At 48.7% G+C, this 13357-nt stretch carries 12 protein-coding genes; 1 reads left to right on the top strand and 11 read right to left on the bottom strand.

The annotated features are described in order from the left end of the window. Positions 1–60 precede the first annotated feature (60 nt). From IDH45_RS09505 to IDH45_RS09480, 6 genes are all read right to left on the bottom strand, one after another. The gene (locus IDH45_RS09505) at positions 61–495 is read right to left on the bottom strand and encodes a VOC family protein (RefSeq protein ID WP_190926917.1); all 435 of its coding nucleotides are present in this window, start codon (positions 493–495) and stop codon (positions 61–63) included. 209 nt (positions 496–704) lie between these two features. Then, positions 705–1121 carry an HAD family hydrolase gene (locus IDH45_RS09500; protein ID WP_317891180.1) on the bottom strand — a complete coding sequence of 139 codons (417 nt, stop codon included), beginning with the start codon at positions 1119–1121 and terminating at the stop codon, positions 705–707. Between the two features lie 10 nt (positions 1122–1131). Then, entirely contained in the window at positions 1132–1482 is a 351-nt protein-coding gene (locus tag IDH45_RS09495; protein ID WP_190926913.1) for a VOC family protein, read from the bottom strand. Between the two features lie 716 nt (positions 1483–2198). After that, positions 2199–4841: a sialidase family protein gene (locus IDH45_RS09490; RefSeq protein ID WP_190926911.1), complete on the bottom strand. Its 2643-nt coding sequence runs from the start codon at positions 4839–4841 to the stop codon at positions 2199–2201. A gap of 139 nt (positions 4842–4980) precedes the next feature. Next, positions 4981–6306: an ABC transporter substrate-binding protein gene (locus tag IDH45_RS09485; RefSeq protein ID WP_190926909.1), complete on the bottom strand. Its 1326-nt coding sequence runs from the start codon at positions 6304–6306 to the stop codon at positions 4981–4983. Between the two features lie 27 nt (positions 6307–6333). After that, on the bottom strand, positions 6334–7266 hold the full coding sequence (locus tag IDH45_RS09480; RefSeq protein WP_190926908.1) for a dihydrodipicolinate synthase family protein: 933 nt from the start codon (positions 7264–7266) through the stop codon (positions 6334–6336). A gap of 204 nt (positions 7267–7470) precedes the next feature. Between IDH45_RS09480 and IDH45_RS09475 the strand changes: the two genes are divergently transcribed. Beyond that, positions 7471–8535, top strand: a complete 1065-nt coding sequence (locus IDH45_RS09475) for a LacI family DNA-binding transcriptional regulator (protein WP_190926906.1) — start codon at positions 7471–7473, stop codon at positions 8533–8535. Between the two features lie 344 nt (positions 8536–8879). Here IDH45_RS09475 and IDH45_RS09470 read toward each other — a convergent pair whose 3' ends face one another. The 5 genes from IDH45_RS09470 to IDH45_RS09450 all read right to left on the bottom strand — a co-directional run bounded on the left by IDH45_RS09470 (position 8880) and on the right by IDH45_RS09450 (position 13248). Continuing rightward, positions 8880–10163 (bottom strand): ABC transporter substrate-binding protein, encoded by a 1284-nt coding sequence (locus IDH45_RS09470; protein ID WP_190926904.1) that lies wholly within the window; start codon positions 10161–10163, stop codon positions 8880–8882. 408 nt (positions 10164–10571) lie between these two features. After that, positions 10572–11087: an SRPBCC domain-containing protein gene (locus IDH45_RS09465; protein WP_190926903.1), complete on the bottom strand. Its 516-nt coding sequence runs from the start codon at positions 11085–11087 to the stop codon at positions 10572–10574. Positions 11088–11117: 30 nt separating this feature from the next. Beyond that, positions 11118–11462 carry an ArsR/SmtB family transcription factor gene (locus IDH45_RS09460; RefSeq protein ID WP_190926901.1) on the bottom strand — a complete coding sequence of 115 codons (345 nt, stop codon included), beginning with the start codon at positions 11460–11462 and terminating at the stop codon, positions 11118–11120. 231 nt (positions 11463–11693) lie between these two features. Then, positions 11694–12272, bottom strand: coding sequence for a TetR/AcrR family transcriptional regulator (locus IDH45_RS09455; RefSeq protein WP_190926899.1), 579 nt, complete (start codon positions 12270–12272; stop codon positions 11694–11696). A gap of 214 nt (positions 12273–12486) precedes the next feature. Continuing rightward, the gene (locus IDH45_RS09450) at positions 12487–13248 is read right to left on the bottom strand and encodes an SDR family oxidoreductase (protein ID WP_190926897.1); all 762 of its coding nucleotides are present in this window, start codon (positions 13246–13248) and stop codon (positions 12487–12489) included. Between the last annotated feature and the right edge of the window lie 109 nt (positions 13249–13357).

Genomic DNA, 13357 nt, shown 5'->3' with positions numbered 1-13357 from the left:
CTGGTTTTCATTTTCCATGACTTCCAGCTCCCAACCTCGTGCTTCTTCCACCATCTTCCTTCAATTCCTGTCTAATTCCGAGAGGCTATTTCCTCTATTAATCAATCCCTTATTACTAACCCCGCCGCCAATCGCAATCTGATAGCCGTTAATGTCCCGGAATGTAAACTCGCTCCAATCTTTAGTGTAATGCGGCTCTCTAACGATCGGTATGTTTTGTGCCATCACTTCTTTGGCTAACTCATCTACGGCATTGGTATAGGCAAAAACGTCAAAATACTGCTCCTCATAACGGGAACTGATCGGGCTCACTTCTTCCTCTTGCAAGGCTTCAACCAAAATTAGTGTGAGACTATCCCTTGATATATGATGATGTTTTACTTTGGAACCGTTCACTTCATATATAAAACCTAACTTGGAGTAAAATTCAACGGTTTGTTCCAAGTTCTTTACTACCATTACGAATGAAGCACCTTCGATCGCTATTGCGGACATTGGAATCGCTCCTGACCTGGTAAATAATTACTTTACTCGAACTATGAAGGGCTGGTCCTATGCTAATAACATAATAAACAGAGAAGCCTCCTGTTATTGGAATCAGCAGCTTTTTGCCTAAACACATCACTATCTGACCTGAGTCCGGTTTGATCATGAATATAGCCTATTCCTAGTCCACCGAATCTCCTACCACTTATTCGAAAACACTATTTCACAAAATCTAACAACTCGATTAAACTTTTTATTTGTATATCTTCGCCGTAGTTTTTATTCCGCTTATCCCTATTAATTAGGAAAGACATGACTCCAGCATTTTTAGCTGTTTGAATATCTTTCTCCTCATCTCCGATAAATGCAATGTTTTGTAGATCAATCCCAAACTTTTCTGAAATCAATTCAATCCCTTTTTTGTTTGGTTTACGGAAACCGCAATCTATTGAAGATAAGAAAAAATCAATGTTGTCTTTAAATGCATTTATATCTTGAAGAATTAGTTCGGTTGGCATTCCCGTCGGTACATCCGTTATCACTCCAATTTTATATCCGCTTTGTTTGAGATTTTCAAGCAATTGTATAGTTTCAGGAAATACAACTACATTCCGTCTGAAAAACTCAAAAAAGATGCCGATTGCCTTACCTATGAGCCAAAATATTCACAAGCTTGCCAAAAGGATCACGCACATAAAACCGACGAACTCCCCAAGGCTCGTCCGCAGGGCCGTATTCGATCGGGAAGCCGGCGGCCTTCATCCGTTCGAACGCTTCATCGACATCGTCAACTTCAATCGACATATCCGGCGTTTGCGTACCGGAACCTCCTTGCGAGGCGAAGCTGATCTGGACGCCCATCTCCTCGCTTGACCCGTACGTTGTGATCCACCCGTGATCCATCCAGACATCCAGACCAAGTACATCTTCGTAAAAGGATTTGGCGGCGTTGATATTCGGTGTATGGATATTGGCGACAATACGTTTGACTTTCATAAGAACCCCTCCCTTTCAAAAGATCAGTTACTTCTGGCACGGGGACCGACAGGACTGGCGCTAAGAAGGTGAAGCTCTGCCCGCGTGCTCCTTCTCCCGTTCTTTCACCGGCAATCCGCCGCTCTTCGGTCGAGCCTTGGAAAAAAAACAGATCCTAACTCTTTCTTCGCCAATCGCGTTTCCCCTTTTTTTCCTGAGAGATTTTGTAATAGTCCTCGGTCAAAGAGGGACTGCTCTCTCAGATTCGCCTGGCTCGGCTCCGGCATCCGGTTTTCCATAGTCATTGACCGTGTTCGGTTCGTCAGCTCTCGCAACTTCTCTTTGGGAACCGTAAGTTCCTCGGATTCAGTTTCCTAAGGAACATGGAAGCGACGATTCGAATAGCCCATCAAACGATCTCGCGATCCGTTCGGTTAGTTCTTTGTCCAAACCATCCAGCAGAATGTTCGCTTACAGCGGGCTTAGTGGTCCTCCTGTGAATTCAGCGCGGCTTCTCAGCCGCGGTTACGAAGTGACTTCGCGTATTCCACAGGCCTCCCCAGATAAGAACGTCATCATTCTGCCCCCAGCCCCCGTTCGGGACTTTCACCCTTGAGATGACGCCCATGCTGGGCGTACACAAAAAGAAAATGAGCTGCCGCGCAGGGACCGCGCAGGAGCTCATTTGAAATGAAATCCCTAAAACTGAAGGATCTTTCGCAAATTTAGTAAGCATATTACTTTCGAAAGTTAGCGCTTGCTCTCATAGGATATTCATCCATTGGACCGATGCGATGAATGTTTTTTTGCTGTTGATACAAATGCTCGACTTCCAATGATGTTAACGTTTTGCCGAATATCATCACATGATCCATCATGCCGGTGAAGTACGAAGTGCCGGCAGGACTTCTACTGATGGCGTCCGGTTGTGTCGGCAGAAAACGCTCGTAAACGCTTCGGCCGAAACTGACGGAACCGCTGACCGGCTGTTGTTCGACACCATCCACATATAACTTGATGTCCTCCCCATTAATGTCCAGGATCCCGACGATGTGGCGCCAAGTTCCCGATGGCTGATAGGCAAAATCTTTGCTTGAATACGGATCCGCAGGTGTACTTCTTCCGGCAACCCGGATGGAATTGTTTAATACAACAAGCTCATAGCCTGCAGTCGCTCCATTAATCCTGGTTCCGAACAGCGTTCTGCCTCCGGAATTGGAAAGTACCCTTTCGTTAATCCAGCCGGAAAAAGCAATCGACGGCGAGCCGTTTAAGGCCGCCCCTATTTTGTAATCCAAATCGACGTAGTCGACATTCCCGTCAAAACGCAAGCCTTGGCCTTGCTCCCCGCTAAGCCACGATGCCCCCATGATTTTTCCATTCAGCTCGGAATCGGATGAGTCCGGGGCCTTCGTCCCGCTTCCTTCATTAAACTTCCAATATCCCTTCAGCCCGTCGTATGCCAGCCCATAAATCTCATTCGGCGACAAAGCTCTCCCGTATACTTTCACCTCATCGATCAGACCGTCGAAAAATCCGCCATTCGCCGAACTTTTGCCGATCGTATCCGGATGTTCTGAAGATCCGGGATGGTAAGCTTGGCTGCCGAAAGCGATCTTCCGATCTTTCACTGGAATTTGCGGCACGCCGTCGATATAAAGCTGAATGGAATTGTTCTTATAATCTATAATTCCTGCTACATGATGCCATTGTGCCGTAGAGGTAAAGGCATAGTCTTTATACTCGTAATTCTCGTCCGCACCGCTTCTGCCGCCGACTCTGATGTGATTGGCGCGCAGCAGAACTTCGGCTCCAGCTTTCTTATTGGCTGCATTTGTTGCGAACATCCACTCGCCTTCACTTTCTGCAGGCAGCCAACGATTGTTGATCCAACCGGCAATTGTGACGGCGGAAGCATTGTTTAGCGCCGATTTCAATGTATTCCCTAGATCCACGTACTGATCGATTCCATTAAAGCTTAGCGCACCTTCCATATAACCCGAGGTCCTCGTCGCTCCATATACGGTTCCGGTTACGCCGAATCTGGAGGAATCCGAAACGAGCGATCCGGATGCTTCATTAAAGGACCACGCGCCTCTGGGAGGATCCATATAACTCCGAAAATTTTTGAACCGGTGAAAGGTGATCCGATTGCTGTTATGATACGTATCCGCGCCGTCAAAGGAAGTACGGACAGCATAGATGATATCCTCTCCGTCGATCTGCCAATCGACATATTGGAAACCGACTTTAGCTATCGAGTTAAGATCAGATAGACCTGAATCGTCCGATATCAATTGCCGAACATGATTCCAGTGCACAAGGTCGGCCGAAGCATACAGCGAAAGCACATTTCTTTGATCCGCTTTGGAAGGAGCTGTATTGTTATTTACAAGAGATAAATAGGTCCCGCTCGGTTCATCGTAGAGCAATGTGAATTTACTCATCCCGCCGGGAAAATCGATGAAGCCTGTGGCCGGATCGAAGCTGACGCTGCTGTTGTCCGCCGACAACTTCACGATCGCCGCTTTACCGCTTATCGGAGTCGAATTCACCCGCAAAACATTCCACAGTTCTCCGTTCGGCGCTTGTACGATATTCCCTTCCAGCCATCCGGGCTTCGTGCTGTTCCACGATGCGGGTGTCCAGTCCGGGTTGTACGACAGCTCATTGGTTTTCGTCCAATTCGCCGCGTCCAGCAAGTCTGCATTCGCAGGCGCGGAAACGACCATCGCTTTGAAGTGCTTCGGCCATTCGTATGGAGGGCCTGCGGCTTCAAAAGCTCGGTATATCCTACCGTTTGCGATAATGACGGAAGTAGGTGCGGTCTGGTACCCGTCTGTACCGTTCGTTCCGTTCGCTGTAAATAATAGCCCGCTTTTCGAATCGGACGGCGTCGTCCAGGTGCTGCCGCGATCTACGGATTTGCGGATGACGATCGATTTGAACGGCTTGCCGGAAACACCGAATAAATAAACGGCACCTTCGTGCATAAACAGTTTGCCGTAATACATTTGGTCGAGCAGAGCAGCCTTCACCCAAGATTGCCCATTGTCCTCCGAACGGAAAATGGAAGTCTTCTGACTTGGGTCGCTCGGACCAAAATAATCATGTGAAGCGAGTAATGTATTTTCGTCCACACGCACGATACTCGGCGAGCCAAGATAAACCCGAGTGGATGCATCGCTGAAATCAATCTGCGAAACAAGCGTTCGGGAAAACTCCGAATCGTAGATTTCCGCTGGAATGCCGGGATCGATCGGCTTATCGGATGGCTTCTGAGACCAGAGCGTCTGATTATTGAATAAGGTAACAATCGTAACCGCTAGAAAAGTAAGAACGAGCAGGAGTTTTTTCATGCTTCGAAGTTGAAGTTTCATTGCTTTCAACCCTTTCCTTCCATATCGATCGGACCCATCCAGTTGGCCGTTCCGGATTTGATATTGCCGTACAGTTCGAGGTTCGCCCCGTTCCTTTATGAGCCCCCTGTAAACGCTTCTCGTTTCGGCGAGGATGCCGTTATTTTTTTCCTTCGGCTATGATTTTGTTTATTTCTTCATCCATCTGTCGCAGCGCCGTATTGATATCCTTCGTACCCTTCAGTACTTCCGTATTATATTTATTCATCGCCGTTCTCGCTTTGCTATCGAATAGCGTCGAGACATGGGATTTGGCCGGGGTCGATTTGTAGATGGCCTGAATGTTTTTCCCTTTCAGATAGGCAACATTTTTACCAAATTCTTCTCTCACCTTCGCATCTTTCAGCACAGGCATTTTCGCGTTCTGCGACATGTCAAGCTGCGTTTCTTCGGAAAGAAGTACTTCCACCACCTTATAGGCGGCATCCTTGTTCTCGCTGATGGACGTGACGACGATGCCATGTCCGTCGAATTCATGACCGATCCCCGGTGCTTCCTTAAAGCTCGGGAATGCCGCCATATCCCAATTCAGTTGGTCGCTTACTTTCGAAATATACGGCAAGAGATTGATTCCGGCAAACATGGCGACCTTGCCTTTCGTAAACTCTCCATAATTGCCGGGGCTGACGAAATTTTCTTTATACCCCGGTATTTCATAGAGCGTCTTGTACATCTCGTAAATTTCTTTCCATTTCTCGCCGGCAACCGCTGACTTTTGCGTCTTTGCGTCGATGATCGGCAAACCGAGTGTCGAAGCCACACGGAACACGTGATCCGGATCGAAGCCCCTGTATGCGTTGTCGTCGATCGTCCGCGTAAGCTTGCGTGCCAGTTCAATCGTCTCCTGCCACGTCATGCCGTCCTTTGGATAGGCCACACCGAATTTGTCGAACAAATCCTTGTTATAGTAAAGCACGTTAAAGTGCCTCGTGAATGGGACGCCTGATAAATATTGGCCACCGCTGGCGATCTTGAACGAGTCTAGTGCAACCTGCTCGATTTTGCTTGTATCGATCTTATGCTTTTTGAGCATGGGCTCCATGTTGTCCGCCAGTTTCGCTGTGATCACATCGTCGAACAGCAAATTCGCCTCGAACAACAAATCGAATTTTTCGCCTTTTGCCAGCAGCAACTCATAACGATCGACGGAATATTTTTGCCGAACCAGCTCCAGGGTAATATTCGGATACTTCTTATTCACCGGCTCGACAACGAATCGCTGAAACTCCTCATCCGTCACCAATCCCGTATCAACAATTTTTAGCGTGACTGGCTTGCTCCGGTCAAATTCGTCTGCTGGCTCGCCGGGCTTCGGACTCTCTTCGCCCGTACGAACAGCGCTTCCTCCCGAGCTTCCGCCGCCGCATCCGGACATGATCATAGCGAAGGCAAGCGTAGCAATGAACGACTTCCATTTGCGATTCATATGTAACCCTCCCCATTCCATTTGAGATTAACCGTACAACACATTAAAAATGCTTGATTCTCTGAACATGTGGCTTAACGATTTCAAGTAATCCACTTCCAGCTTGTGTACGTCGGTTAAGGTTTGACTGTCCAGGCTGCGGCTGTTCAGCCCTATCGGCACCCCTTCCTTCTGTAAATAGTACTTGGCGTTCACCGGATAAGGTTGTGAACCGATCAGTGCCGCCGTGCTGAGAAAAGCTTGGACTGCCTCCGCCTTCTGCGGCTCTTGTTTCCAGTTCTTCGCCAGCCAGACATAGAGATCAGGATGAAAGTTGCTCATCACGCCGCTAAAACCTGACACGCCCATTTTCAAAGACTCAAGCAATGTGGTGGAATTGGCATTAAATATTTTCAGCGAGCTTCCTTTAACCGCTTTCATTTTCGCGCTGATATCGCTCAAGCTGCATGACGTATCCTTCAGGAAGTAGAACCTTCCGGTCGAAGCGCACCACTTTAAAAGCTCGGGACTTAACAACCGCTTATACGGATAAGGACATTCGTATAATCCGAAACGAATGCCCGGCAGCTTCTGCAGCAGCGTCTCTGCATGCCGAACCCAGACTGTTTCCGATTGATCCGCTGCCGCTAGCCGGTTGGTCACCATGACAAAGGCGTCGATTCCCGCTTGGGCGATGCTTTCGATTTCTTCGATCTGATCGTCCAGACGATCCGAAATATGTCCCGAGGCGATCACCGGAATTCGTCCATGAACACTCTCCTTGACAAAACGGGCCAGTTCAACCCGTTCCTCCAGACTTAGAAAGAACATTTCACTCGATTGGCAAACCGCGAACAAGCCGTCCACCCCTTGGTCGAGATACCAGGCAATCAATCGTTCCAGACCGGAATAATCGATGGCTCCCGATTCCTTGAAAGGAGTGACCATTGTCGGCCATACTCCATCCGCCATTACATCCATTTCGATACCTCCTTATATTTTGTTATGTTTGTAACCTTGTTAGTATTTTTGCACCTTTAAAGTAATGCATTCCGCAACAGCCGTCAAGAGTGAGAACCAAAATATTTCTTGTTTGACTTTTCACTGCTTTCATTTTAAATTAGTTTTGTTAGCTCTTTTATTTCGAAGCTAACAAATCCCGACCGGTGGTGAAGAACTTCCTTTATGAAAGTATCCATGCAGCAAATTGCTGATCGTCTGGGAGTATCCAAATACTCCGTTTCCAAAGCATTATCCGGAAAGCCTGGAGTCAGCATGGAAACAAGACTGGAAGTCATCGAAACAGCTAAAGCCATGGGTTATCGATGGAGACAGAAGAAAACTTCCAGTGCCCCTGTCGACAAAGAATTACCTAACAAAAAATACAAACGTCCTGCCGCCGAAGCCGACTCACAACCTTTCATTTTTGTACTGATGGATTCTTCCAAGCTGAATGAGGTTTACTTTTGGAACCGAGTGTTAGCTGGCATCATTAACGGATGTAACGAAGTAGGTTGGAATCATCTGATGATTACGAATTCCAGCGAAGACACGGAGTTTATTTTTCCGGCCTATGCCGACCGTTCCGCTTGTGCCGGGATTGTGATCATCGGCGACGTGCCTGCTTCTTATTTGTTATCTTTGAAGAAACTGAACATCCCGATCGTTTTAACGGATCATGAAGAACCGCTCTCCGGTCTCGATTGTGTAGTCAATTCCAATTTCGAAGCGGCCAGGGCCCTGTGCAAACGGATCATTGATTCCGGCTGCAGGTCGATCTTGTTCATCGGCTCCGACCATCATTCCGTCAGCTTTACACAGCGATGGTGGGGATGTCAAAACGCCGTTTTTGAGGAAAACCAGATCTCCAAAAAGCAGCTGACCTTGCGTAAATGGAGCCTTCCGTCGAAATACGAACGCTGGCTCTCCGTATTAGAGGAAAAAATCGCAGGAATTCAACAAGACATGCTGCCCGATGCCATCGTTTGCGCCAATGACGAGATCGCTTTCGACCTCCTGAATTTATTTAAGAAATATCATTTTTCCGTCCCGGAGCAATGCAAAGTGGTCGGATTTGACAATACCGAAAAAGCGGCGCACTCCATCCCCCCTTTGACCACAGTGGATTTGGGTAAAGAGATGCTCGGATATCGGGCGATCGAAGCCCTACAGCGCAGAATCGCCAAACCGGGCTCTCCTCCAGAGAAAATACTACTCACGTTCCGGTTGGTTGAAAGAGAATCCGGGTAAAAGCACCCTTTTCCTAAACTTTAGAAGGTTGTACGAGCCACATAATCGAGTAGGCGGCTACTCATTAGTTGAGTAGCCGCCTCTCACACCACCATACGTACCTTTCGGTATATGGCGGTTCAACCGTTTAAGTGCAATTGACGCAAACTCTTTCTTCGCCAATCGCGTTTCCCCTTTTTTACTGAGAGATTTCGGAAAAGATTAGAGTTCAAATATGGCCAACTCTTCAATTTTTCCCCTGACCCCGGTTGTTCCAAACGAATCATAGGGAAGCCACCACCCGGCGAGGGCAGTGGCTTCTATCGTCAAATAGAGTCTATGTTGTCGCATACGTCCTCTATCCACTACTTGTTATTTAAAACGCTGATCGCCTGGTTCGCGTCTTCCCCGATTTTTTGCATCAGCACGTTTACGTCCATCGAGCCGCTGCTATATTCTTTGTAGAACTTTTCGATGCTTCTCTGTACCGCAATGTCCTCATTCGCAAACATCACGTTGGGAGCCGGCTGTGTATCGAAAAAGGCGGTCACGTTTTTCCCCTTGATCAGCTCCATATCTGCACCCAGCTCTTGCTCGACCCGCTTGTTCAGCAGCGGCGACGCGCGTCCGGTACTCCGGGCGCTGATCAGCTGCACTTCTTCCGAGGTCAACAGATCGATAACCTGCATCGCTTCCTCCGGATGTTTGGTGCTGTTCGAGATGGTGATCTGATGCAAGTCCACCGGCGGAGCGATGTTCGGCTTTTCCTTGAAGCTCGGATAACCGGCGACGTCCCAGCGCAGCGTCCTGTACTTTTCCTGCTTCAAGGTAGGGATGAGATTATACGCGCCGACCATCGCCAAATTACGCTTGTCGTAGAAATCGGCAACCGGGCTGCCCCGCTCGTTGCCCGGAATCGTATCGATCGCTTTCATCATCTGAAAGGCGCGGCTCCATCCGTCCGTATGGATCATCGACTTCTTTTTCGCAGGATCGGTAAACGGCAACGACAATTGGTAGCCGAGCCAGTAGCTGTTCAAGTACATAAATCCTTTGTACTGGGTGTTATCCTCGAATCGGCTAAGCCTTTTCGTCACCTCGATGATGTCGTCCCAAGTCATGCCGCTTTTCGGATAAGGGACGCCGAACTTATCGAATAGGTCGAGGTTATAATAGATCGCATTCGTATTCATCGCATAGGGCAAACTATAGAGCTTGCCTTCTACCTTGATATTATCGAGCACCCAAGGCTTAAAGCGGCCCAAGTCGATCTTCATCTTATTCACCAGCGGAGTAATGTCGGTCAAAATGCCGAGATCGCGATATTGCGTATAGTTGCCGATTCCGTAAATAAGCAGATCGGGTACATCCTTGGCCGCAACCAGATCATCGATCATCGTCCCTTTACCCGGCATAACATATTCGACCGTAATATGCGGATATTTTTTCTTAAGCGGTTCGACCACTAGCAGTTGAAAATCGTCTTCATACAAATAGCCGGCACCGACTGGCTGAAACTTCAGTTTGACCGGTTCCGGAACATTCGTCTTCGTTACGGTCTCCCCGGACTTCTCCGACGGTTCGCTTGTTCCGCCAGTTTGTCCCCCCGAACAACCGGCTGCAAACGCGATCTGTACAGCCAAAGCCATGAATGCAAACCTTCGACTTCCTTTCACTACAACCACTCCCGCTCAAGTGATTTCCGGGGTCCTCCGGTCTTCCGTTACCCGTTGTGGTTCACCGTAAAGGTGAATAACGATGTGAGTGTCCTCTCGTGTCCGATTCAGCCCGCTGTCCTGATTAAGAAATCCGGAGGCCCAATTAGCTGCATTCCCGTATACGTAACCTCTTCTCCTTTCTGCAGGTTGGAATAAAAAACGGCGTTGTATCCGTTCGAACAAAGATCCGCTTTCCCCTCATTGTAAACGATCTTGTTGCCGCAGGATTTATCATTCTGGTTCATTGTTTTGCACTTTTTGAAGCGCTTCCATCATGGCGTCCGGCCACAATAAAACAACCGCCCGCTGTAGAAGCCGGACGGCCTTTCGCTTGATTTCTTATTTGACCTCGTTCAAGCGCTCTTCCAAACGATCCCACGTTTCGGTGATGCCCTGCAGCATGCCCATATCCATCACGGATTGGAGCGCCTCTGCGGACACATATTCCGAGCGGTTCACCAGCTTCGTCTTGCCGCCCAAGTCAATAAATTCCATCGTGACCTCGGTCGCCGGCATCTCGTCGTTCGAATTACCGTCGGCATCGGAGAAGTAATCGGTGTAGGCAATTGCCTCAGGCTCGGCAATATCCTTGTACACGCCTTTCCCCCAAGATTCCATGCCGTAGAAAGTTCCCTGGTTCTCATCCATACACTTCATGCAATAGTGCCAGATCCCGCCCGGGCGGAAATCAATGTTGCAAACAGTAAGCTCCCAGCCTCTCGGCCCCCACCAGCGCTTCAGATGCTCGGGCTCCTTGAACATCCGGTAGACGAGTTCGCGCGGCGCACTGAATTCACGCTCCAGAACCAGCACCCGACCATTTTCCACTCTAGATACCATTGCGTTGTTAGACATTATAACTCCTCCTCATCTTTAGTAAAACGTTTATCGTTGATCCTGATCCTGCATGTCCCGCAAGTACTGATCCAGCTTGTCGAACCGGTCTTCCATAACGCCCCGGAAAGACTTCAACCAATCATTCATCGCCTGAAAGGGCTCGGACCGGAGCTTGTAAATCCGGCGGTTGGCTTCGGCTGTCATCTCCAATATGCCGTTGTCGCTAAGCACCTTCAGATGCTTCGAAGCCTGGGGCTGGCGAAGCCCCAGCCGCTCGGCGATCTCTCCCACGCTCAGCGGGCCGTCGCGCAAAAGCTCGACGATCTTCTTGCGGGTCGGCTCGGCCAATGCGCTTAGCATCGTCACGTCCATGTCCGGAATTTTTCCCGACATGCCGCTCACCTCGTTACATGATGGTCTCTCTGGATTCACCCAGCTCCTTTATTCTTATAATCAACTTTCTGCAAGTTAAATATACACCATGAGGAATATTCCTGTAAAGGTATATTTGAAAATAAATTCGTTTGACGTATTAAACCATCCGCACGACGATCGTTTACGCCAATAAAAAAAACCCGCTGCTTGAGCGGGTCCATTTCTACTTCAATGTCAATCTTTCGCCAATTATTCAGACGGCAGGTCGCTGCTCAGCATCTTCAACAAATAAGTGAGCTGCTCGTTCATCGTTTCCGGACTGTGGGCAAAGCCGTCCTCGTTCCACTGGATGAGCAAGCCCATAATCGCATTGGCCTGATACGCAACCAGCAGGGAGAGATCGATCCCGCCTAACGGATATACCGAGGAGCTGAGCTGCATCAAACTTTTAATTTTGTCCAGCAACGAATAATAGTAGGATAGAGGCGACTGACTCTGAAAGACGATCTCGTAGAACGGCTGGTACTTCTTCACATGATGAAAGATCCGGATCGTCGACGGATCGAGATGGCTCGTCACCAGATGCGACACATGCCGGTAAGGCTCATAGTAGGAGTCCTCCAAATCCCGGAGCAGCTCTTGAAGATGCTCGTCGAACAAGGCACCGACGTCCTTATAGTGCAAGTAAAAAGTGCCCCGGTTCACGTCCGCTTCCCGACAAAGGGCGGATATGGAGATCGATTCGAGCGATGTCGTTTTCAGCAAAGCAAGTAGCGCTTGATGAAGCGCTTTTTTCGTCTTTATAACTCTTAGATCGTTTTCGTTCATATCCGCTTCCCCGCTTGTTTATCCTCGCTTAGGTTCCCCTTAATGAACATTATCATCCACAATTGTTCATCATCTATTTATGGACTGTATTATATAACGGAATGGATCAAATGTATACTTTGTTGACGATCGTTACTAGCAAAAAAACCGCAGCTTTTTTCCACGTCAACTGACTCTACAGGCAACTAGCAGCTTGTCTAAGCAAAACAGGTCTTTAAAAACCAGCCGTCCAACCGGCGTCCGCAGCGATTACCGCGCCGTTCACAAAGCTCGATTCATCGGAAGCCAGGAATAAAGCCACTTGCGCAATCTCTTCCGCTTGTCCGACGCGAGGAATAACGCCTTGGGTAACTTTCGTCCGCGAAGCGCCGAACTCGTTCACATTGCTCATCGTCGAAGCGATGTTCGTCATCGTTGCGCCCGGTGCGATTGCATTGCAACGAATTCCTTTCTGCGCGTACATAAAGCCGGTGTTTTTCGTTAAGCCGATAACGGCGTGCTTGGAAGCCGTATATGCCGCCCCCGCATGCGCGCCGCTGAAGCCTCCCGTCGAAGCCGTATTGATAATAACGCCTTTTCCTTTCTCCAGAAAGATCGGAAGCGCCTTGCGGATCGCGCGCATAACCCCTTTTGTATTCACGTCGAAGATGAGATCCCATCTCTCGTCGTCCACGTCTCCGACCGGCGCCATATTGTCCATAATACCTGCATTGTTAACCAAAATATCGAGCGTGCCGTACTCGCTTACGGCCGTGTCGATCATCGTATGAATATCTTTCAGGTCGGCGACGTTGGTTTGTACAGCAATCGCTTCGCCGCCGCCAGCCTTAATGGCGGCTGCTACCGCTTCCGCGCCTTCGAGGTTCAAATCGGATACGACGACTTTCGCGCCTTCTTTCGCGTACAGCTCGGCAATGGCTTTACCCATACCTGACGCAGCTCCGGTAACGACCGCAACTTGACCGTTTAATCTCATGAGGTTTCCCCTCCCGAAAGATTTATTGAACAGTTGTTCAATTAAATTATATCGATTTGAACGAAGATTTGTCAACTAACGAAGATTCCCACCCTGAGCTATCAATCGA

The sequence above is a fragment of the Paenibacillus oceani genome, from assembly GCF_014705615.1.
Classification (GTDB): domain Bacteria; phylum Bacillota; class Bacilli; order Paenibacillales; family NBRC-103111; genus Paenibacillus_AB; species Paenibacillus_AB oceani.
Note: the sequence above shows the minus strand (reverse complement) of the source record. Positions and strands in the feature narration are given on the sequence as shown.

What these genes read in the sequence shown, in the direction of transcription:
- IDH45_RS09505 (WP_190926917.1), bottom strand. Translation starts at nt 495, where the DNA reads ATGTCCGCAATAGCGATCGAAGGTGCTTCATTCGTAATGGTAGTAAAG.
- IDH45_RS09495 (WP_190926913.1), bottom strand. Translation starts at nt 1,482, where the DNA reads ATGAAAGTCAAACGTATTGTCGCCAATATCCATACACCGAATATCAAC.
- IDH45_RS09490 (WP_190926911.1), bottom strand. Translation starts at nt 4,841, where the DNA reads ATGAAACTTCAACTTCGAAGCATGAAAAAACTCCTGCTCGTTCTTACT.
- IDH45_RS09485 (WP_190926909.1), bottom strand. Translation starts at nt 6,306, where the DNA reads ATGAATCGCAAATGGAAGTCGTTCATTGCTACGCTTGCCTTCGCTATG.
- IDH45_RS09480 (WP_190926908.1), bottom strand. Translation starts at nt 7,266, where the DNA reads ATGGATGTAATGGCGGATGGAGTATGGCCGACAATGGTCACTCCTTTC.
- IDH45_RS09475 (WP_190926906.1), top strand. Translation starts at nt 7,471, where the DNA reads ATGAAAGTATCCATGCAGCAAATTGCTGATCGTCTGGGAGTATCCAAA.
- IDH45_RS09470 (WP_190926904.1), bottom strand. Translation starts at nt 10,163, where the DNA reads ATGGCTTTGGCTGTACAGATCGCGTTTGCAGCCGGTTGTTCGGGGGGA.
- IDH45_RS09465 (WP_190926903.1), bottom strand. Translation starts at nt 11,087, where the DNA reads ATGTCTAACAACGCAATGGTATCTAGAGTGGAAAATGGTCGGGTGCTG.
- IDH45_RS09460 (WP_190926901.1), bottom strand. Translation starts at nt 11,462, where the DNA reads ATGTCGGGAAAAATTCCGGACATGGACGTGACGATGCTAAGCGCATTG.
- IDH45_RS09455 (WP_190926899.1), bottom strand. Translation starts at nt 12,272, where the DNA reads ATGAACGAAAACGATCTAAGAGTTATAAAGACGAAAAAAGCGCTTCAT.
- IDH45_RS09450 (WP_190926897.1), bottom strand. Translation starts at nt 13,248, where the DNA reads ATGAGATTAAACGGTCAAGTTGCGGTCGTTACCGGAGCTGCGTCAGGT.